Origin of the sequence: Agrococcus jejuensis, assembly GCF_900099705.1 — a bacterium.
Taxonomy (GTDB): domain Bacteria; phylum Actinomycetota; class Actinomycetes; order Actinomycetales; family Microbacteriaceae; genus Agrococcus; species Agrococcus jejuensis.
On the sequence record NZ_LT629695.1, the window covers coordinates 966,872 to 987,250 of the forward strand.

Annotated in this window: 16 protein-coding genes; 7 read left to right on the forward strand and 9 right to left on the reverse strand. The window is 72.8% G+C overall.

Features of this window, described 5'->3' with window-relative positions:
• Positions 1–15: 15 nt before the first annotated feature.
• A complete protein-coding gene (locus tag BLQ67_RS04545) occupies positions 16–1,416 on the reverse strand; it encodes a pyridoxal phosphate-dependent decarboxylase family protein (protein ID WP_092502853.1) in 1,401 nt (466 codons plus the stop codon).
• Positions 1,417–1,475: 59 nt separating this feature from the next.
• Here BLQ67_RS04545 and BLQ67_RS04550 point away from each other — a divergent pair, with 59 nt between their 5' ends.
• Together BLQ67_RS04550 and BLQ67_RS04555 are read left to right on the forward strand one after the other, a co-directional pair.
• Positions 1,476–1,661 (forward strand): hypothetical protein, encoded by a 186-nt coding sequence (locus BLQ67_RS04550; RefSeq protein ID WP_092502855.1) that lies wholly within the window; start codon positions 1,476–1,478, stop codon positions 1,659–1,661.
• 88 nt (positions 1,662–1,749) lie between these two features.
• A complete protein-coding gene (locus tag BLQ67_RS04555; protein WP_092502857.1) occupies positions 1,750–2,844 on the forward strand; it encodes a PQQ-dependent sugar dehydrogenase in 1,095 nt (364 codons plus the stop codon).
• 13 nt (positions 2,845–2,857) lie between these two features.
• Here BLQ67_RS04555 and BLQ67_RS04560 read toward each other — a convergent pair whose 3' ends face one another.
• Together BLQ67_RS04560 and BLQ67_RS04565 are read right to left on the reverse strand one after the other, a co-directional pair.
• Positions 2,858–3,544 (reverse strand): response regulator, encoded by a 687-nt coding sequence (locus BLQ67_RS04560; protein ID WP_092502859.1) that lies wholly within the window; start codon positions 3,542–3,544, stop codon positions 2,858–2,860.
• Complete coding sequence (locus tag BLQ67_RS04565) at positions 3,541–5,175, reverse strand: ATP-binding protein (RefSeq protein ID WP_231945166.1); 1,635 nt, start codon at positions 5,173–5,175, stop codon at positions 3,541–3,543. The genes BLQ67_RS04560 and BLQ67_RS04565 overlap by 4 nt, the downstream gene beginning before the upstream one ends.
• 172 nt (positions 5,176–5,347) lie before the next feature.
• Between BLQ67_RS04565 and BLQ67_RS04570 the strand changes: the two genes are divergently transcribed.
• From BLQ67_RS04570 to BLQ67_RS04580, 3 genes are read left to right on the forward strand one after another with little or no spacing between them, the layout of a single operon-like run.
• On the forward strand, positions 5,348–6,379 hold the full coding sequence (locus BLQ67_RS04570; RefSeq protein WP_092502861.1) for a Bug family tripartite tricarboxylate transporter substrate binding protein: 1,032 nt from the start codon (positions 5,348–5,350) through the stop codon (positions 6,377–6,379).
• Positions 6,376–6,930 (forward strand): tripartite tricarboxylate transporter TctB family protein, encoded by a 555-nt coding sequence (locus tag BLQ67_RS04575; protein ID WP_092502863.1) that lies wholly within the window; start codon positions 6,376–6,378, stop codon positions 6,928–6,930. The genes BLQ67_RS04570 and BLQ67_RS04575 overlap by 4 nt, the downstream gene beginning before the upstream one ends.
• Positions 6,923–8,596: a tripartite tricarboxylate transporter permease gene (locus BLQ67_RS04580; RefSeq protein WP_092502865.1), complete on the forward strand. Its 1,674-nt coding sequence runs from the start codon at positions 6,923–6,925 to the stop codon at positions 8,594–8,596. The genes BLQ67_RS04575 and BLQ67_RS04580 overlap by 8 nt, the downstream gene beginning before the upstream one ends.
• A 686-nt stretch (positions 8,597–9,282) precedes the next feature.
• Here the strand turns inward: BLQ67_RS04580 and BLQ67_RS04585 are convergent.
• The 3 genes from BLQ67_RS04585 to BLQ67_RS04595 form a co-directional block, all read right to left on the reverse strand.
• On the reverse strand, positions 9,283–11,685 hold the full coding sequence (locus BLQ67_RS04585; protein WP_092502867.1) for an ATP-dependent helicase: 2,403 nt from the start codon (positions 11,683–11,685) through the stop codon (positions 9,283–9,285).
• Positions 11,686–12,038: 353 nt separating this feature from the next.
• A complete protein-coding gene (locus BLQ67_RS04590; protein WP_092502869.1) occupies positions 12,039–14,414 on the reverse strand; it encodes a lamin tail domain-containing protein in 2,376 nt (791 codons plus the stop codon).
• A gap of 138 nt (positions 14,415–14,552) precedes the next feature.
• Positions 14,553–15,560: a glycerophosphodiester phosphodiesterase family protein gene (locus tag BLQ67_RS04595; protein ID WP_092502871.1), complete on the reverse strand. Its 1,008-nt coding sequence runs from the start codon at positions 15,558–15,560 to the stop codon at positions 14,553–14,555.
• 138 nt (positions 15,561–15,698) lie between these two features.
• Here BLQ67_RS04595 and BLQ67_RS04600 point away from each other — a divergent pair, with 138 nt between their 5' ends.
• Positions 15,699–16,616 carry a Bax inhibitor-1/YccA family protein gene (locus tag BLQ67_RS04600; protein ID WP_092502873.1) on the forward strand — a complete coding sequence of 306 codons (918 nt, stop codon included), beginning with the start codon at positions 15,699–15,701 and terminating at the stop codon, positions 16,614–16,616.
• A gap of 27 nt (positions 16,617–16,643) precedes the next feature.
• Positions 16,644–18,155 carry an SDR family NAD(P)-dependent oxidoreductase gene (locus tag BLQ67_RS04605; RefSeq protein WP_092502875.1) on the forward strand — a complete coding sequence of 504 codons (1,512 nt, stop codon included), beginning with the start codon at positions 16,644–16,646 and terminating at the stop codon, positions 18,153–18,155.
• A 1-nt stretch (position 18,156) separates the two neighbouring features.
• Here the strand turns inward: BLQ67_RS04605 and BLQ67_RS04610 are convergent, their stop codons facing one another.
• Genes BLQ67_RS04610 through BLQ67_RS16825 form a run of 3 tightly spaced genes read right to left on the reverse strand, consistent with a single transcriptional unit; the run spans position 18,157 to position 20,339 of the window.
• Complete coding sequence (locus tag BLQ67_RS04610) at positions 18,157–18,552, reverse strand: VOC family protein (protein ID WP_092502877.1); 396 nt, start codon at positions 18,550–18,552, stop codon at positions 18,157–18,159.
• 60 nt (positions 18,553–18,612) lie between these two features.
• A complete protein-coding gene (locus tag BLQ67_RS04615) occupies positions 18,613–19,911 on the reverse strand; it encodes an RNA polymerase sigma factor (protein WP_231945167.1) in 1,299 nt (432 codons plus the stop codon).
• A complete protein-coding gene (locus BLQ67_RS16825; protein WP_092502881.1) occupies positions 19,908–20,339 on the reverse strand; it encodes a YciI family protein in 432 nt (143 codons plus the stop codon). The genes BLQ67_RS04615 and BLQ67_RS16825 overlap by 4 nt, the downstream gene beginning before the upstream one ends.
• Positions 20,340–20,379: the final 40 nt, after the last annotated feature.

The following is a 20,379-nucleotide window of genomic DNA, read 5'->3' on the forward strand; positions in this document are numbered from 1 at the left end:
ACGAGGGCCGCCGACTCAGTCGAGCGTGTCGAGGATGTCCCTGAGCACGTCGATCGTCGTGAGCGGGCTGATGATCGCGAAGCGCAGCACGGGCTCGCCGGCGTGCGACGACGGCACGCAGAACGCGCGCTGCTCGTCGAGCAGCCGATCCGACCACCGCTGGTAGTCGGCGAGCGTCCATCCCTCGCGGCGGAACACGACGACCGACAGCTGCGGCGGGCGCACGAGCGACAGGTGCGGGCGCTGCTCGATGTCGTCGGCGATCGCGGCGGCGGCGTCGATGCCGTGGCGGATGGTCGCGCGGTACTGCTCGGTGCCGTGCGTCGCGAGCGAGAACCACAGCGGCAGGCCGCGCGAGCGGCGCGTGAGCTGCACGGCGAGGTCGGAGGGGTTCCAGTCGGCCGACTCGGTGAGGGTGTCGAGGTACTCGGCGTGCTGCGTGTGCGCGAGGCGCGCGCCGGCGGGGTCGCGGTAGAGCAGCGCGCACGCGTCGAAGGGTGCGAAGAGCCACTTGTGCGGGTCGACGACGAGGGAGTCGGCGAGCTCGACGCCTGCGAACGCGGGCCGCAGCTCGTCGACGAGCATGGCGGCGAGGCCGTAGGCGCCGTCGACGTGCAGCCACACGCCGCGGTCCTTCGCGGCGCGTGCGATGCCGGCGATGTCGTCGACGATCCCGAAGTTCGTCGTGCCGGCGGTGGCGACGACGGCGAACACGCCGGGGTGCGCGTCGAGCGCCGCCGCGACGGCGTCGCCGTGCAGTCGGCCGTCGGCGCCGGTGGGCACGCCGACGACGTCGACGTCCATGACGGAGGCCGCGGAGGCGATCGACGAGTGCGCCTCTGCGCTGCACACCACCGCGAGGCGCACGGGTGCGGCGTCGTCCATCGCGCCGCGGTGGCGACGGTACGCGTCGCGCGCGGCGACGAGCGCCGAGAGGTTGCCGATCGTGCCGCCCTGCACGAACGCGCCACCGGCGCCCTCCGGCAGGCCGAACTCGCCGGCGAGCCAATGCAGCACCTCGTTCTCGGCGTGCACGGCGCCCGCGCCCTCCATCCACGATCCGCCGTAGATCGCGGATGCGGAGACGACGAGGTCGAACGCGATCGCCGCCTTGCTCGGCGCCGACGGGATGAACGACACGTAGCCGGGGTGGTCGGTCGAGAGGCACGCGGGGGCGAGCACGTCGGCGAACAGCGCGGTCGCGCGCTCGGCGCCGATGCCGTCGGCCGTGATCGCGGCCCCGGCCTGGGCGGCGAGCTCGTCGGGCGGCAGCGCCCGATCGAGCGGCACCCGCTCGTACAGGGCGCGGTCGCGCGCATAGCGCAGGACGCGGTCGACGACCTCGCGCGTGCCGTCGGAGATCTCGTGCATGGCGTCGGGTCGCAGCGTCGCGTCCCCTGAGGTGTCTGCGTGCATCCCCACCATGGTGGCGTACCCGTGTGGCGAGCGGCAGCCCCGCCTGGCACGCTGGGGGGATGCAGCAGCAGCGCGACCCGTGGGACGAGCACGAGCGCGACCGCATCCCGCCCGAGCTCGACCCGGCGTTCTCGGAGTTCGACGACGACCGCCCGTCGCGCACGATGGCGAACCGGCTGCGCCCCGTCATCTGGATCGCGGCGCTCGCGGCGCTCGTGGCGATGACGTTCACGTTCGTGCTCTGACGCATCCGGGCTCGCGGGCGCATCCACACGTGCGGCGCGAGCGGAACCCCCTGCCGCATCCGTGCCGCCGCCCGTAGCGTCGGGCCGCATGACCCTGACTCGCAGGACCATGCTCACGGGGATGCTCGGCGCCGGCCTCGGCCTCACGGCCTGCGCGCCGACCGATCCGACCGTCCACGCCTCCGGCGACGAGGAGGCCGACGCCGTCGCGACGACGCCCGCGGCCACGCCGCCCGCGTTCCCCACCGTCGACCGCACGATCGCGACGGGCCTCGCGGTGCCGTGGTCGCTCGCGTTCCTCGCCGACGGCGCCGCGCTCGTCTCCGAGCGCGCCACGGGCCGCGTGCTGCGCGTCGACGGCTCGGGCGGCGTCGACGAGGTGGGCGTCGTGCCGGGCGTCGCACCGCAGGGCGAGGGCGGCCTGCTGGGGCTCGCGCTGTCGCCCGACGAGTCGGCGCTCTACGCCTACCTGTCGAGCGAGGCCGACAATCGGCTCGTGCGCATGCCGTTCCACGGCGGCCTCGGCACGCCCGAGGTGCTCGTCGAGGGCATCGCGCTCGCTCGCAACCACCAGGGCGGCCGGCTGCGCTTCGGTCCGGACGGCATGCTCTACGTCACCGTCGGCGACGCCGCCGACGGCTCGCGCTCGCAGGATCCGAACGACCTTGCAGGCAAGATCCTGCGTCTGGATGCGGATGGGCAGGCCGCCGAGGGCAATCCGTTCGGCACGCGCGTGTGGTCGCTGGGGCACCGCAACCCGCAGGGGCTCGCATGGGACGGCGACCGCATGTGGGCCGCCGAGTTCGGGCAGGACACCGCCGACGAGCTCAACCGCATCGAACCGGGCGGCAACTACGGCTGGCCGGCCGTCGAGGGCGCGGGCGGCGACCCCGCCTACGTCGACCCGATCGTGACGTGGCCGACGTCGGAGTGCTCGCCCTCGGGGCTCGAGATCGACCGCGGCGTCGCCTACCTGTGCGCGCTGCGCGGCCAGGGCCTGTGGGTCATCCCCCTCGCGGGCGACGGCGCCGGCACGCCGCAGAAGGCGTTCGACCGCGAGCTCGGCCGCCTGCGCTGCGTCGCGCTCGCGCCCGACGGGTCGCTGTGGGTCACGACGAGCAATCGCGACGCGAACGGCACGCCCGGCACCGACGACGACCGCATCCTGCGCGTCGCGATCTGAGCGGTCGGGCCGCTCAGGAGCCGGTGGCCGTGTACCGGTGCTCGGGCCGGCCCGCCGAGCCGTAGCGCGGCTCGACGCGAGCGACGCCCAGCTCGACGAGGCGCTCGAGGTAGCGGCGCGCGCTCACGCGCGACATGCCGATGCGCTCGGCGACCTCGGCCGCCGACGCATCCGACCCCGCCTCGGCGAGCGCCGCCTCGACGGTCTGCAGGGTGCGGTCGTTGACGCCCTTGCGCACGAGGCGCGGCCCCGCCGACGAGCTGCCGAGCACGGCGTCGATGCCGGCCTGGTCGAGCGTGGATGCCGCGAGCGCGCGCTCCTGCACGACGGCGCGGTGCACGTCGTCGAGCCGTTGGTGCAGCGTCTGCATGTCGAACGGCTTCACGAGGTAGTGGCGCACGCCCTGCGTGCGCGCGAGGCGCACGGTCTCGAGGTCGCGCGCCGCCGTGACGGCGACGACCTCGACGCGGCTGCCGCGCGACCGCAGCCGGCGCAGCACCGTCAGGCCGGAGATGTCGGGCAGGTGCACGTCGAGCAGCACGACGTCGGGCGCGAGCGTCTCGACGGCGTCGAGCGCCTGCTCGCCCGTCGGCGCCACGGCGACGACCTGGAATCCCGGATGCCGTTCGACGAAGCCGCGTGTCACGATCGCGACCTGCGGCTCGTCCTCGACGACGAGCGCGCGCAGCACGATGCTCATGGCCGCACCCGCGCATCCGCTCGCGCATGCACCGGCAGCGTGACCGTCAGGCGTGCGCCGCCGAGGTCGGCGTCGTCGACCCGCACGTCGCCGCCGAGCCGGGCGACGACGCGCCGCACGAGCGTGAGGCCGTAGCCGCGCGCACGGCCCTCGCCCTTCGACGAGTGGCCGAGCTCGAAGATCGCGGCGCGCTCGGCGACCGGCACGCCCGGCCCGTCGTCCTCGACGACGATGCGGCCCATGGCGTCCGCGCCCGTGCAACTCGACAGCGTGACGCGCACGCGCCCCTGCATGCCGGCGGCGTCGAGCGCGTTGTCGACGAGGTTGCCGACGATCGTCACGAGGTCGGCGCCGTCGGCGGCGAACGGCGCGGCGAGCCCCGACGCGTCGACCGTGAGCCGCACGCCCAGCTCGCGCGCGCGGGCGCGCTTCGCGAGCACGAGCGCCGCGAGCTCGAGGTCGTGGATGCCCGACTCCTCGACGCCGCTGATCGCGCCGCCGTCGCCCTCGCGCCGCACCATCGCGAGCGCCGCATCCGACTCCCCCAGCTCGATGAGGCCGCCGATGGTGTGCAGCGTGTTCGCGAACTCGTGCCGCTGCGCCCGCAGCCCCTCGGCCGCCGACTGCGCACCCGCGAGCGCGCGCAGCGCCTCGTCGGTCTCGGTGCGGTCGACGAGGATGACGACGCTGCCGACCGTGCGGTCGTGCACGACGACGGGATCGGCGTGCGCGACGAGCACGCGCTCGCCCGCGAGCACGAGGCGCTGGCCGTCGTCGGCGAGCAGCCCGGCGAGGTCGGCGTCGAGCACGCCGTCGAGCGGCTCGCCCACGGCGTCGTCGACCTCGACGTCGAGCAGGCGGGCGGCGGCATCGTTGCACAGCACGATCCGGCCGTCGTCGCCGACGACGACGATGCCCTCGCGGATGCCGTGCAGCGTCGCGTCGCGCGTCTCGAGCATCGCCTTGATCTCGTCGGGCTCGACGCCGTGGATGCGGCGCCGCACGACGCTGGCGGCCCACGTCGCCAGCAGCACGCCCACGATCGCCGCGATGACGAGCCACACCGCGAGCGTGCGCATGGAGCCGAGCAGGTCGGCCTGCAGCTCGGACTCGAGCGTGCCGACCGACACCTGGCCGATGACCTCGCCGTCGGGGCCGAAGATCGGCACCTTCACGCGCCACGACTGGCCGAGGGTGCCCGTCTCGGTGCCGATCCACACGTCGCCGGTCTGCGCAGCCGTCGGCGGCGTCGACGCCGGCTCTCCGATGAGCTCGGGATTCGGATGCGAGTAGCGGATGCCGTCGACGTTCGTCACGACGACGTACGTGACGTCGGACGACGTGCGGATGAGCTCGGCGATCGGCTGGATGGTCGCCGACGGATCGGGATCGTCGAACGCGTCGAGCACCGTCGGCAGCTGCGCGACCGAGAAGGCGACGCCGATCATGCGGTCCTTGTAGGCCTCGCGGATCTGCGCTTCCTGGATGACCACGGCGCCGCCGGTCGCGCCGAGCATGACGACGAGCATGATGGCCGACTGCAGCAGCACGAGCTGGCGTCGCAGCGGCATGGCGCGCAGCAGCGCGAACGGCCGCGCGAGGCGGCCCCGCAGCGCCATCGCTCGAGCCATGAGCAGATGGTAGGCCCGAATCGGCCCCGCGACGCATTCGGCCGAGGACCGAAACGACCGAAACGACGCGTTTCGCACGCAACGCGCTGCCGCCGCATCCGCGTCCCTATGGTCTCCCCAGATCGCGACCCGGCACGGCGCCGGGCGCTCGACGATGAGAGGCGATCGACACATGACCAACGACGCTCACCCCCTGCGGCTGCGCCGCACCCTGCTGATCGGTGCCGCGGGTCTCACGGCCTTCGCGCTCGCCGCGTGCTCCTCGGGCGGCACCGGCGGCGGCGACGCCGACGCGGCACCCGGCGAGATCTCGACGCTCGGCGTCATCGCACCCGCCGACCCCGGCGGCGGCTGGGACCAGACGGCCCGCGCCGTCTCGGCAGCGCTCACGGGCGACGACCTCGTCGGCTCCGCCCCCGTCACGAACATCGGCGGCGCCGGCGGCACCGTCGGCCTCGCGAGCCTCGCGACCGAGACCGAGTACACGACCGTCATGGTCACGGGCTCCGTCATGGTCGGCGCCGTCGAGACCAACGCCTCGCAGAACCGCATCGAGGACATGACGCCCATCGCGCGCCTCACCGAGGAGCCCCTCGTCATCGTCGTGCCCGCGGACAGCGAGTTCGAGTCGGTGCAGGACGTCGTCGACGCCATCGTCGAGGACGGCCCCCAGGTCACCGTCACGGGCGGCTCGGCAGGCGGCATCGACCACATCCTCGCCGGCCAGCTGCTCATCGAGGGCGGCGTCGACCCCGCCGACGTGCCCACGTCGCTCAACTACATCGCCAACTCCGGCGGCGGCGAGGCGCTCACGATGCTGCTCGGCGGCACCGCCATGGTCGGCATCTCGGGCGTCGGCGAGTTCGCCCCGTCCGTCGAGTCCGGCGACCTGCGGGCCCTCGCCGTCTCGTCTGCCGAGCCGTCGATCCTCCTGCCCGACGCGCCCACGCTGCAGGACGAGGGCATCGACCTCGCCATCACCAACTGGCGCGGTCTCATCGCCCCCGGCGGCATCAGCGCCGAGGAGCAGCAGGCGCTCGTCGACCTCATCACCGAGATGCACGACGCCGGCTCGTGGGCCGAGTCCGTCGACACGAACGGCTGGACGGACGCGTTCATCACGGGCGACGAGTTCAGCACCTTCCTCGACGAGGACATCACGCTGACGCAGGAGACCCTGCGCACGATCGGCCTGACCTCGTGACCGTCGAGGCCGGCGCACCCGTCGAGGGTGCGCCGGCCTCGCCCCGCGTGCACCCTCGAGCGCACCGGGTCGAGGCCATGGTCGTCGTGGGCGTCGTCATCGCGCTCGCGATCGCGACGCTCGTGCTCACGACGCAGATCCCGCAGGGCGGGCAGGCGACGACGCTCAGCGCCCGCGTCATCCCCTACGTCGTCGGCGGGCTGCTGCTCGTCGCCGGCATCGGCGTGCTCGTCGGCCAGCTGCGCGGCCGCTTCGGCGAGGCCGAGGAAGGCGAGGACGTCGACCTCGAGCACGGCACGTCGTGGGTCACCACCGGCGTCGTCGCGCTCGCGTTCCTGTCGCTCGTGCTCACCATCCCGCACCTCGGGTGGCCGCTCGCCGTCACCGTGCTCTTCGGCGCCTCCGCCATCGCGCTCGGCGCCAAGAAGTGGTGGATCGCCGTGCTCGTCGGCCTCGGCCTCGGCGTCGTGACCCAGCTGCTGTTCGGCAGCCTCCTCGGACTCTCGCTGCCCGCCACGGGCACCCTCACCGGCTGGATCCCCCTTGGATAGCCTCACTCTCCTCCTCGAGGGCTTCGCGGCCGCCGCGCAGCCCATCAACCTGCTGTTCGCCCTGCTGGGCGTCTTCGTCGGCACCGCCGTCGGCGTGCTGCCCGGCATCGGCCCCGCCATGACCGTGGCGCTGCTGCTGCCCATCACGTACGCGCTCGAGCCGACGCAGGCGCTCATCGTCTTCGCCGGCATCTACTACGGCGGCATGTACGGCGGGTCGACGACGTCGATCCTGCTGAACACGCCGGGCGAGTCCGCGTCGATCGTCACCGCGCTCGAAGGCAACAAGATGGCTCGCGCCGGCCGCGGCGCCGCAGCCCTCGCGACGGCGGCGATCGGCTCGTTCATCGCCGGCACCATCGCCACGGCGCTGCTGACGCTCGTCGCCCCGACCGTCGCCCGCTGGGCGGTGTCGCTCGGCCCCGCCGACTACTTCGCGCTCATGATGCTCGCGTTCCTCACCGTCGGCGCCCTCTTCGGCTCCAGCGTGTGGCGCGGCCTCGTGTCGCTCGCGATCGGCCTGCTCATCGGCCTCGTCGGCGTCGACTCCATCTCCGGCCAGTCGCGCTTCACGCTCGGCATCCCGCAGCTCACCGACGGCATCGACGTCGTGCTCGTGGCCGTCGGCCTCTTCGCCCTCGGCGAGGCGCTCTACGTCGGCTCGCGCCTGCGCAACGGCGAGATCCCGCTCATCCCCATCACCCGCGGATGGCGCACCTGGATGCGCCGCTCCGACTGGGCGCGCTCGTGGAAGCCGTGGCTGCGCGGCACCGCCATCGGCTTCCCCATCGGCACCATCCCCGCCGGCGGCGCCGACGTGGCCACGTTCCTGTCGTACGCGACCGAGCGCGGCCTCGCGAAGGGCGAGTACAAGAAGCAGTTCGGCAAGGGCGCCATCGAAGGCGTCGCCGGCCCCGAGTCGGCGAACAACGCCGCTGCCGCCGGCGTGCTCGTGCCGCTGCTGACGCTCGGCATCCCCACCACCGCGACCGCGGCGATCATCCTGTCGGCGTTCCAGACGTACGGCATCCAGCCCGGCCCGCGCCTGTTCGAGACGCAAGGGCCGCTCGTGTGGGCGCTCATCGCGAGCCTCTACATCGGCAACATCATGCTGCTCGTGCTGAACCTGCCGCTCGTCGGGCTCTGGGTGAAGCTGCTGCAGATCCCCCGCCCCTACCTCTACGCAGGCATCCTCACCTTCGCGGGCCTCGGCGCGTACGCGGCGAACTTCACCACGTTCGACGTCGTCGTGCTGCTCGTGCTCGGCATCATGGGATTCTTCATGCGCCGCCAAGGCTTCCCCGTGTCGCCGCTCGTCGTCGGCGCCATCCTCGGCCCCATGGCCGAGGAGCGCCTGCGGCAGTCGATGCAGCTCGGCGTCGGCGACCCCGCCTACCTCGTGCACTCGCCGTTCGCGATCGTCGCCTACGTGCTCGCGGTGGTCATCATCGGCCTGTCGCTGTGGCTGCGACGCCGCAGCGCGAAGTTCGAGGCGACGCTGGCAGCCGAGACGGAGTCGGCGTCGACCGAGTCGATCGCGACGCTCGACGAGACGATCGAGTCGCATGAGCCGCACCCGCAGGTCGAGCGGGGTGCGCTGTCGACGACGTCGATCCCGACGGAGCGGCGTCGGCGGTTCGGTCGGAAGGATGATCCGCCGTCGTGATGCATTGAGCGGGGCGGCGGCGTGCTCGGATGTCGCTCCTCAGCTCAGACAACGGAGACGACCGGAGGGGGTCGAGGCCTGGCGGCCTCGACCCCCTCCGGTCGTCTCCGTAACTCGACACCCCGCGACATCCGAGCACGCCGCCTTCGGTCCCCAGAGAGGGGGCGCTGCGCGCGCGTCCCGGCGAAGCCATCCGACACGGCGGCCTCGGCGGAGCCGGTGGTCGGCGAGGGGCCTCTGCGCTCGGCGTGCTGGTGGTGCGCGGGTCTCGAGACGGCTGCTCGCCCAGGGGGCTCGCGGCCTCCTCGACCAGCTGCGAGGACGCGCGCCGCCCCTCTCAGGCGGCCTCCTCGCAGCTGGTCGAGGAGCGCGCGAGCGCAGCGAGCACGCGTCACGAGACCCGCGCACCCGCGATCACGCCGGGCCGCAGGACGCCCGCCAACCCCCGAACCCGCCGAGACCGCCGAGCAGGTCAGTCGCACCGGCACGCGCGCGCAGCCCCACCCCCACGGATGGATCCGCCCGCACGCGTCGGGCGGGGATGTCGCGGGGTGTCGAGTTACGCCGGAGAGCGGAGGGGGTCGTGGCCCCCAGGCCACGACCCCCTCCGCTCTCCGGCGTTGTCTGAGCTGAGGAGCGACATCCCCGCCCGACGCGGCCCAGCCACCCTCGACCCGACCAAGGACTCACAGCTTCTCGATCGGCGCGATCTTGATCAACAGACGCTTCTTGCCGACCGCATCGAACTGCACCTCCGCCACCCGCTTCGCCCCAGCCCCGGTCACGCCGGACACGCGTCCTTCGCCGAAGTCCTTGTGCCGGATGCGGTCGCCGGGCACGAGCTCGAGGTCGGAGTTGTCCCGCACCTCGGCGATCGTGTTGGGGAACGCCTTCTTCTCGCCGGGCGGCTGCGCGTCGGGGTAGCGGGAGCCGGAGCGGCCGCTGAAGCCGCCCGTGCCGAGCGCACCCTGCCGGGCGCCACCCTGGCGGGCGTTGAGCGCGCGCGACTGCGAGCCGCCGCGGCCGTTGACGAAGCCGGGCGACTGACGCCAGTCGATGAGCTCGGCGGGGATCTCCTGCAGGAACCGCGACGGCATGGCGACGGTGACCTCGCCGAACTGCGCGCGCGTCATGGCGAGCGACAGGTAGAGGCGCTTGCGGGCGCGGGTGACGCCGACGTAGAAGAGGCGGCGCTCCTCGGCGGGACCGCCGGGCTCGTTGGCCGAGATGCGGTGCGGCAGCAGGTCCTCCTCGACGCCCGTGATGAACACGGCGTCGAACTCGAGGCCCTTGGCGGTGTGCAGGGTCATGAGCGACACCTGCCCCTCGGAGTCGTCGAGCTCGTCGGCGGCGGCGACGAGGGCGACCTCGGTGAGGAAGTCGATGAGCGACCCCTCGGGGTTCGCCTTGCGGAACTCCTTCGTGACGGCGATGAGCTCCTCGACGTTCTCGGCGCGCGCCGCATCCTGCGCATCCGGCGAGGCGCGCAGCTGGTCGAGGTAGCCCGTGCGGCCCATGAGGTCGGCGAGCACGGTGCCGGGGTCGGGGTTCTGCGCGTCGGAGTGCCCGTCGAGCAGCGTCGACAGCGTGCGGATGGCCCCGGTCACCTTGGGGCCGAAGCCGAGCTCGTCGACGCGGCGCATCGCGTCGCGCAGCGTGATGTCGTGCTCGTCGGCGAACGACTGCAGCGACGCCTCGGTCGCGGGGCCGATGCCGCGCTTGGGCACGTTGAGGATGCGGCGCAGGCTCATGGCGTCGTCGGGGTTGGCGACGGCGACGAGGTACGCCATCGCATCCTTGATCTCGGCCCGCTCGTAGAACTTCGTGCCGCCGATCACCTTGTAGGGGATGGCGGAGCGGATGAGGATCTCCTCGAGCGCTCGCGTCTGCGCGTTCGTGCGGTAGAACACGGCGATCTGCGACCACGGCATGCCCTGCGTCTGCAGCGTGACGATCTCGTCGGCGACGAACTGCGCCTCGTCGTGGCCGGAGTAGCCGGTGTAGCCGACGATGAGGTCGCCGTCGCCCTCGTCGGTGAAGAGGTTCTTGTCGCGGCGGTCGAAGTTGTGCTTGATGACCGAGTTCGCGGCGGTGAGGATGTGCTGCGTCGAGCGGTAGTTCTGCTCGAGCAGCACGACCTTCGCGTCGGAGAAGTCGCGCTCGAACTCGACGATGTTGCGGATGTCGGCGCCGCGGAACGCGTAGATCGACTGGTCGGAGTCGCCGACGACCGTGAGGGAGGCGCCGGGGATCTCGCCGCGCTGGTCGGGCAGCGTGCCGGCCGGCACGGGCTGCGTGAGCTCGCGGATGAGCGCGTACTGCGCGCGGTTCGTGTCCTGGTACTCGTCGACGAGGATGTGGCGGAACCGCTTGCGGTAGAGCGCGGCGACGACGGGGAAGGCGCGGAAGAGGTAGACGACCTGGCCGATGAGGTCGTCGAAGTCGAACGCGTTCGCACGGCGCAGCTCGTGGTCGTAGCGGCGCCAGATCTCGAGGAACGCCTGCTCGCGCGGGTCGGACAGGTTGGCGGTCTCGCGGTACGAGTCGACGTCGTGGAGGTCGTTCTTCGCCTTGGAGATCTTGGATGCGGTGCCGCCGGGCGTGAGCCCGAGGGTGTCGGCGCCGGAGTCCTTGATGAGGCGCTTCACGAGCGCGCGGGTGTCGCCGGAGTCGTAGATCGTGAACGACTGCTTGAAGCCGAACTGCTCGGCCTCGCGGCGCAGGATGCGCACGCAGGCGGAGTGGAACGTGGAGATCCACATGCCGCGGGCCTCGTCGCCGATGAGCGACGAGACGCGCTCGCGCATCTCGCCTGCGGCCTTGTTCGTGAACGTGATGGCGAGGATCTGGCTCGGCCACGCCTCGCGCGTCGACAGCAGGCCGGCGATGCGGTGGGTGAGCACGCGCGTCTTGCCGGAGCCGGCGCCGGCGACGATGAGCAGCGCGGGTCCGCGGTGCAGCACCGCCTCGCGCTGAGGCGGGTTGAGGCCGTCGAGCAGTGCGTCGTCGACGCCGGGCGCGCCCGAGCCGCCGCGCCCGATGGGCGTCGGCACGAGCGGAGCGTCGTCGAGCCCCCAGAGATCCGTCATGTCGCCCACCAGCCTACGGCGCACCACCGACGCGCCGGGCCGGATCCGCCATCACGCGGGCACCTCTCGAGGCTCGCTCCGCTCGCACCTCGAGGAGCGGTCCTGCGGCGCCCTCGCGACCGGGGACCTTCGGTGACCACCGCACACGCTGAGTCCGCCGAGTAGGACCTCGGCGTTGGGACGCGCGCGCAGCATCCCCTCCTCCGGATGCGCCGGCGGGCTCGGATGTCGCGGGGTGTCGAGTTACGGAGACGACCGGAGGGGTCGAGGCCGCCAGGCCTCGACCCCTCCGGTCGTCTCCGTTGTCTGAGCTGAGGAGCGACATCCGAGCCCGCCGCCCCTCAGCAAGGACCTCAGTCCCGAGCAACCGCCCGACGACCGACCAGCACGGCACCAGCAGCCATCAGCAGCAGCGCGAGCGCGACGAAGCCGAAGGCACCCTCCGAGCCGGTCTGCGGCAGCGTGCCGCCCTGGTCGTCCGCCTCGTCGCCCGCGACGGGCGGCGTCGTCGGCGTGGGAGCCGTCGGCGTCGGGTCGGTGGGCGCGGGCTGCGACGGCTCGGGCTCGGCGGCGACGCAGTCGTCGCCGGCCGCCATGCGCAGCGAGATGCCGTCGTGCGCGGAGTCCGACGCCCACAGCACGGTCGGCACGGCGGCGGGGTTCGCCTCGCACCACTGGATCGCGAGGCCCTCGTTCGTGAACGACGGGTTCATCGCGGCGGGCGGTGCGTAGATCGCCTGCACGCCGAGCACGCCGTCGACGAACGCGTACTGCGACGAGCGGTTGCCGCAGACCTCGTCGCAGAGGGCCCAGAGCTCGTTGCCGCCGTCGCGCCAGTCGAGGCTCATGACGGAGCGCACGTCGGCGTCGGGCTGCGCGGTCTGCAGCAGCGTGATGCCGCCGTCCTCCTCGAGCACGACGAGGTGGATGAGGCCCGTCGACTCGACGGCGACCGCGGCGATGCCACCGAGGTGCGGGCCGAAGGCCGCCGGGTCGTACGGCTGGCCGTCGGCGCCGACGACGCCCAGGCGCACGGCGTCGGCATCGGAGATCCACTCGACGGCCTCGGGGCCGCCGTTGGCGCCGATCGGGCCGGTGATGCCCGACAGGTTCCACTCGTGCGTCGCGGGCGAGACGCCCTCGGCACCGGCGACGATGCGCAGGATCGACGGGCGCGAGACGTCGGATGCGTCGTCGTTGCGCTCGGTGGCGACGAGCAGCGAGCCGTCGTCGACGACCGAGACGCCCTCGGAGTCGGGCAGGCCCGAGCCGTCGGGGTAGGTCATCGTCCAGGTGGCGTCGACGGCGTACACGCCGTCGGTGGCCGTCATCGCGTACAGCTCGCCGAGGCCGTTGTTGACGACCCAGAGGGTGCCGTCGGGGCCGAGGTCGAGGCCGGACGTGTCGTCGCCGAACGTGTTCGGCGCGATGGCGTCGGCGACCGTCTGACCGAAGGGCCACGGCTGCGCATCGACCTCGGGCAGGTCGCCGCAGCGGTTGGCGGTGCCGGGCGTCGACTGGGCGGTGTCGCCCCACGGACCGGTCATGTCGGGGCAGCGACCGAACGAGGTCGGCGAGTGGCCGCCGGTCCAGCCGTACGCGGCGATGACGGCGCCCTCGGCGTCGCGCACGACGACGCGGTCGTTGCCCGAGAGGCCGAAGGACGGCTCGGTCGCGGTGAACCACAGGCCGCCCGACTCGATCTCGGTGCCCTCGGGGATCGTGAGCGTCGCGGGTCCGCTGTCGGTGATGGTCCACCCCGAGATGTCGACGGGATTCGTCGTGTCGAGGTTCGCGAGCTCGACGTAGTCGCCCTCGGGGCCGTTCGTGTCGACCTCGTTGATCACGACGGGCGAGTCGATGGCGCGCTCGACGTTCGGGTAGGCGGGCGTGGGCTCGGCGGGTGCGAACGCGCCGATGCCGTCGGGCAGGCGGCCGATGCTCTCGGCGTGGCCTGTCCAGTCGACGCGGTCGACCTCGGCGCCGTCGGCGTCGACGAGGCGGGCGGCGTCGGTGCCGCCGAGGCCGAAGCCGTCGGCTCCGGCGTCGGGCTCGATCACGAGGAGGGCGCCGGGCGCGAGCGTCGTGCCCGCGGGGATCGCGACGACGTTCGTGAGGTCGGAGTCGCCGAGCGTCCAGCCGGTGAGGTCGGCGGGCGTCGTGCCGACGTTCATGAGCTCGATGAAGTCGGCGTAGCCGTCGACCTCGCTGCGCGAGAGGACCTCGTTGATGACGACCTCGGGCGCCTCCTCGGGCGCGGGCGGCTCGGTGGCGTTCGCGGCACCGGGCGTGGGGAAGGTGGCGACGAATGCGCCGGTGCCGTCGGGCATGCGTCCGTTCGAGCGCACGTGCGCGGTCCAGGAGTAGCCGTCGACGAACGTCCCGTCCGACGTGAAGATGCGCGCGGCGTCGGTGCCGCCGAGGCCGAAGCCGCCGGGCACGTCGGGCCGGAGCACGAGGTACTCGCCCGGTGCGATGACCGTGGCGTCGGGGATGACGAGCGCGTTGGTGTCCACGCTGTCGCGCAGGATCCACCCCGAGACGTCGACGGGCTCGGCTCCGGCGTTCGTGAGCTCGACGAAGTCCTCGAACGCGTAGCCGGCGGGCGGGTTCGAGAGCACCTCGTTGATGCGGATGTCGGAGTCGGCCGCGAAGGCCGGCGTCGCGACCGTGACCGAGCCGAGGGCGACGGCGGTCAGGGCTGCGACGGAGAGGACGCGCTTGTGCACTGCAGGATCTCCTGTGCTGTGGGGGACCTCTGCATCCTCGGGATGCGCGGCGAACGGTCGGTGAACGACCGGTGGCGCGCAGGGGGATCGCAGGCGGCGCGCAGGCGCGCCGCGGCGCGTTCGGGTGACGCCGCGGCGTCAGCGAGCCCGACCGGTGCCCGAGGCCCGGTCGGCGGCGAAGATCGCGAGGTCGGGGTGGTCGGCGAAGATGCCGTCGAGCCCGGCGCCGATCAGCATGTCCCACTCCTGCATCCACGCGCCCCACTGCGAGGCGAGCGGGCCGCGGCGGTGGCCCTTGGCGAGGAAGCGGTTCTCGGGCCGCAGCGTCCACGTGAACACCTGCAGGCCGGCGGCGTGGGCGCGGTCGACGAGGTCGGTGACGCGCACGGCGCCCCCGCTCTCCTGCAGCAGCACCTTCTTGTCGACGCTGATGCCGTCGAAGCCCTGCGCCGCGATCTCGGCGAGGCCCGCGTCGGTGCGCTGCGACGCGTAGGTGGGCGCCTTCGACCCCAGGGCGGCGACGGCGTCGGCGGGGGCGCCGCCGTGCTCGACGAGGTACACGTAGCGGCCGGCGACGTCGCGAGCGCGCAGGCGCCGCAGCACGTCCTGCTCGAACGACTCCACGACGAGGCGCTCGGGCGTCGACGCCCAGCCGCGGTCGCGCAGCTCGGTGGCGATGAGGTCGTCGAGCGGCAGCCCGATCGACTGGAAGTACGTGGCGTGCTTGACCTCGAGCACCATGCCGAGGCCGGTCTCGTCGAGGATGTCGAGCAGGTCGCTCAGGCGCAGGATGCCGAGCTGCCCGTCGAAGGTCGCCGACGACTGGCGGATGCGGGGCAGGCGCTCGCGCACGGCGAGCTGCGACAGCTCGTCCCAGGTGAAGTCCTCGGTGAACCAGCCGGTGAGCTGGTGGCCGTCGATCTCCTTCGTCGTGCGACGGGATGCGAACTCGGGCCGTGCGGCGACGTCGGTCGTGCCAGAGATCTCGTTCTCGTGGCGCAGCACGAGCACGCCGTCCTTCGTCGCGACGACGTCGGGCTCGATGGCGTCGGCACCGAGGCGGGCGGCGAGGCGGTACGCCTCCTCGGAGTGCTCGGGGCGGTAGCCGCTGGCTCCTCGGTGGGCGACGACGAGTGGCCTGGTCACGCGACCAGGCTAGCCCCGCGTGCGACCCCGCCACGCGCACCCTCCGCCCGCGGCGAACGGCCATGCGGACACAGGCAATCCATGGCCTCCGCGGCTACTCTGGGCGAGGACTTCCATTCCCGAACAGGAGTGCACACCATGGCCGGCTTCGGCTTCTCGAACTCCCCCGCCTTCTCGCGCGATCCCCAGCGAGCAGCGCAGCTGCAGCAGGACGGCGCCTACGTGCCGGGCCAGACCTACGCGCCGCAGCAGGGTCAGGGTCAGCAGGGCTTCCAGCAGCAGGGCGCTCCGACGCCCGAGCAGCTCGGCCAGATGTACGACCGCCCGTCGGCGACGTCGTCCGACACGGGCCGCCTCACCTACGACGGCGTCATCATGAAGACGCTCGCGACGCTCGCAGCGGTCGCCACGGGCTTCGTGCTGCAGATCGCGCTGGTCGTCACGGGCAACTCCGGCATCATGACGATGCTCATGGTCGCCGGCCTCGTCGTGGGCCTCGTGCTCGGCTTCGTCAACGCGTTCAAGCGCGAGCCGAGCCGCGGCCTCATCCTCGCCTACGGCGCGGCGCAGGGTCTCGCGATCGGTGGCATCAGCGCCTGGATGGAGTTCGGCCAGCTGGGCCTGTCGGGCATCATCCTGCAGGCGCTCATCGGCACGGCCTCGGTGTTCGCCGCGACGCTCGCGCTGTACGCGTTCCGCATCGTGCGCGTCACGCCCAAGCTCACGCGCTTCTTCTTCATCGCGATGATCGGCTACGGCCTGTTCTCGCTCGTGAACCTCGTGCTCATGTGGACGGGCGTCACGCCCGAGCCGTTCGGCGTGCGCTCGGCGCTCATCCCGGTCATCGGCATCCCGTGGGGCGTCGCGCTCGGCATCCTCGCGGTCGCCCTCGGCGCGTACTCGCTCATGCTCGACTTCAACAACGTCGAGATCGGCGTGCAGCGCGGCGTGCCGGCGAAGTACGGCTGGCAGGCGGCGTTCGGCATCACGGCCACGATCATCTGGCTGTACGTCGAGATCCTGCGCATCATCGCGATCGTGCGCGGCAGCAACTAGCAGCCGCGACGCGAGTACCCTCGACAGGTGCCCGACCCCGACGACCAGACGCCTGCGAGCCTCGATCCCGACGACCTCGCGACGGCGCTGCGCGTGCTGCAGGAGGCGGAGGGCCTCGCCGAGGACGACCCCGACCTCGTGACGATCAAGCGCGCCGCGTGGCTGCTGCAGAAGCGGCTCAAGAAGACGCGGCGCGAGGCGAAGACGTGGGCCGAGCGCAAGGCCGACCGCGCCGTCATCGAGGCGACCGCCACCGGCTCGCCCATGCGCATCGACGACGAGACGAAGGGCATCCCGCTCGTCTCGAATGCCACGGGCGCGTTCGCGGGCGAGCTGCGCAAGGCGCGCGGCTGCTACATCTGCAAGCGCGAGTACACGCTCGTCGACGCGTTCTACCACGGGCTCTGCCCCGAGTGCGCGGCCCGCAGCCACGCGAAGCGCGACCAGCGCACCGACCTCACGGGCAAGCGTGCGCTGCTCACGGGCGGCCGCGCGAAGATCGGCATGTACATCGCGCTGCGGCTGCTGCGCGACGGCGCGCACACCACGATCACGACGCGCTTCCCCAAGGATGCGATGCGGCGCTTCGCGCAGATGGAGGATGCGAGCGACTGGATCCATCGGCTGAAGATCGTCGGCATCGACCTGCGCGACCCCACGCAGGTCGTCGCGCTCGCCGACGACGTCGCCGCCGCCGGGCCGCTCGACATCCTCATCAACAACGCCGCTCAGACGGTGCGCCGCTCCCCCGGCGCCTACTCGGCGCTCGTCGACCAGGAGTCGGCGCCGCTGCCGACCGACCTCGCGCTGCCCGAGATGACGACGTTCGACGGCATCTCGTCGGTGCATCCCGCATCCATCGCCGGAGCGCTCGACGGCCACGCGACGCCGCACCACGAGGGTGAGTCGCTCGAGCACGCCATGGCGGTGCACACGGCGGCGTCGATGACGGCGCTCGCGCTGCGCGCCGGCCACGCGAGCCTCGACGCGCACCTCGCGGGCACGGCCGTCGACGCCGGCGGCCTGCTGCCCGATCTGCAGACGACGAACTCGTGGACGCAGACGGTCGAGCAGGTCGACGCGCTCGAGATGCTCGAGGTGCAGCTGTGCAACGCGACGGCGCCGTTCCTGCTCGTGTCGCGCCTGCGCGCCTCGATGCGCGCCGCGGTGCAGGCGGGCGCGCGCCGTGCGTACGTCGTGAACGTGTCGGCGATGGAGGGCCAGTTCGGCGGCCGCCGGTACAAGGGCGCCGGACACCCGCACACGAACATGGCGAAGGCGTCGCTCAACATGCTCACCCGCACGAGCGGGCCCGAGATGTTCGAGACCGACCGCATCCTCATGACCGCGGTCGACACCGGATGGATCACCGACGAGCGCCCGCATCAGGAGAAGCTGCGCATCGCCGCCGAGGGGTGGCACGCACCGCTCGACCTCGTCGACGGCGCCGCGCGCGTGTACGACCCGATCGTGCGCGGCGAGGCCGGCGAGGACCTCTACGGCGTCTTCCTCAAGGACTACGGCAAGGCGCCCTGGTAGGTCACCAGTCGCGCGACGCGAGCACGCAGAACTCGTTGCCGTCGGGGTCGGCGAGCACCGTCCACGGCACGTCGCCCTGACCGACGTCGATGCGCGTCGCGCCGAGCGCCTCGAGGCGCGCGAGCTCGGCGTCGCGGTCGTCGCTCGTGTGCGGCGCGAGGTCGATGTGGAGGCGGTTCTTGCCGGTCTTCTCGTGGTCGACCTTCACGAACACGAGGCCGGGCGGCGTCTGATGGAACGTGAGCTTCGGGCCGATCTCGTCGGCCCACCTGGGGATGATCACGAGCTCGTCGTCGGCCTCGTGCACGATCTGCCAGTCGAGCGCCTCGCCCCACCAACGGCCGAGGCGTGCGGGATCGGTCGTCTCGACGACCACGGTGTACCAGCGCAGCGGCATCGCGGCTCCTTCCGTCGTCCACGACGGTAGACCTCGGGGCAGGCGGCGTCGAGGGCGCGATCAGCGCGCCGTCGCCGCCTTCGCCAGCAGCACGGCCCGCTCGGTCGCGTTGCGCGTGCGCCGAGCAGCCTCCTCGAGCGCCGCGCGCGCCTCCTCCGTGCGCCCGAGTCGCGCGAGCAGCTCGCCGCGCACCGACGGCACGAGGTGGTGGCCCGCGAGGCGCCCGGATGCCTCGATGGCGTCGGCGATCGCGAGCCCGGCCTCCGGACCGTCGGCCATCGCGACGGCCACGGCGCGGTTGAGCTCGACGATCGGCGACGGCCCGGCGGTCAGCAGCCCGTCGTAGCACTCGACGATCGCGCGCCAGTCGGTGTCCTCGAAGCGGCGCGCGATGGCGTGCTGCTCGGCGATGGCCGCCTGCTGCGCGTAGATGCCGCGGCCGATGCGCACGGCGTCGGCGCGCTCGAGCGCCGCGCGGCCGCGGGCGATCGCGCCGCGATCCCAGCGCGCGCGGTCCTGGTCGGCGAGCAGCACGGGCTCGCCGTGCGCGTCGAGGCGCGCGGGCATGCGCGCCGCCGTGAGCTCCATGAGGGCGACGAGGCCGTGCACCTCGGGCTCGCGCGGCAGCATCGCCTGCAGCGCCCGGCCGAGCCGCAGCGCCTCGCGCACGAGCTCGCCGCGCATGAGGCCGTCGCCCGCCGTCGCCGCGTGCCCCTCGGTGAAGACGAGGTAGATGCACGCGAGCACGGCGGGCAGCCGCTCGGGCAGCGCGTCGGCCTCCGGCAGCTCGAACGCGGCACCGGCATCCGCCAGCGCGCGCTTCGCCCGCACGATGCGCTGCTGGATCGTGGCGGGCGCGACGAGGAAGGCGGCGGCGATCTCATCGGTCGAGAGACCTGCGACGGTGCGCAGCGTGAGCGCGACGCGCGCCTCGGGGCCGAGCACGGGGTGGCAGGCGATGAGCATGAGCCGCAGCTGGTCGTCGAGCGACGACTCGAGGTCCCACGGCACGGCGTCGGCGGCGTCGGCCTGCTCGAGCTCGAGGTCGTGGGCGATGGATGCGACGCGGGCGTCGAGGCGCTCGCGCCTGCGCCAGTGGTCGATGGCCTTGCGCTTCGCGACGGCCGTGAGCCACGCGCCGCCGTTGGCCGGCACGCCGTCGGCGGGCCACTGCCGCAGGGCGTCGGCGAGCGCCTCCTGCGCGAGGTCCTCGGCGAGGGCGAAGTCGCCGACGTGGCGCGTGAGCGTCGTGACGATGCGGCGCGCCTCGATGCGCCACACGGCGGCGACGGCGCGACGCGCGGCATCCCCGGCGGCGTCGTCGCCTGCCGGGGATGCCTCGCGGTCGGGGCCGGTCACGCCTGCTCGGCGGCCTTCCGCTCGCCCTCGGCGCGCCACTCCTTCTCCTTCTGGATCCACTCGTTGTCGGGGTCGAAGTCCGACTCGTCGGTGACCCGACGCACCTCGAGCTTCGATCCGGGACCGAGCGGGCAGCGCTTCGCCCACTCCGCGGCCTCCTCCTTCGACGACACCTGCAGGATCCAGAAGCCGTTGAACAGCTCCTTGATCTCGCCGTAGGGACCGTCGGTGACGAGCGCGGGCGTCTCGTCGAAGTCGACGACGAAGCCCTCGGATGCGTCGGCGAGGCCGTCGCCGCCCACGAGCACGCCCGCCTCGATGAGCGACTCGTTGTAGCGGCCCATCGCGGCGATGACCTCGTCGAAGTCGATGTCCTTCGACGCCTCGATGGCCTCGGCGGTGCTGCGCATGATGAGCATGTACTTCATGGGTCCGATCCTCTCGGGTGCGGGGCCGTCGGTCGACCCT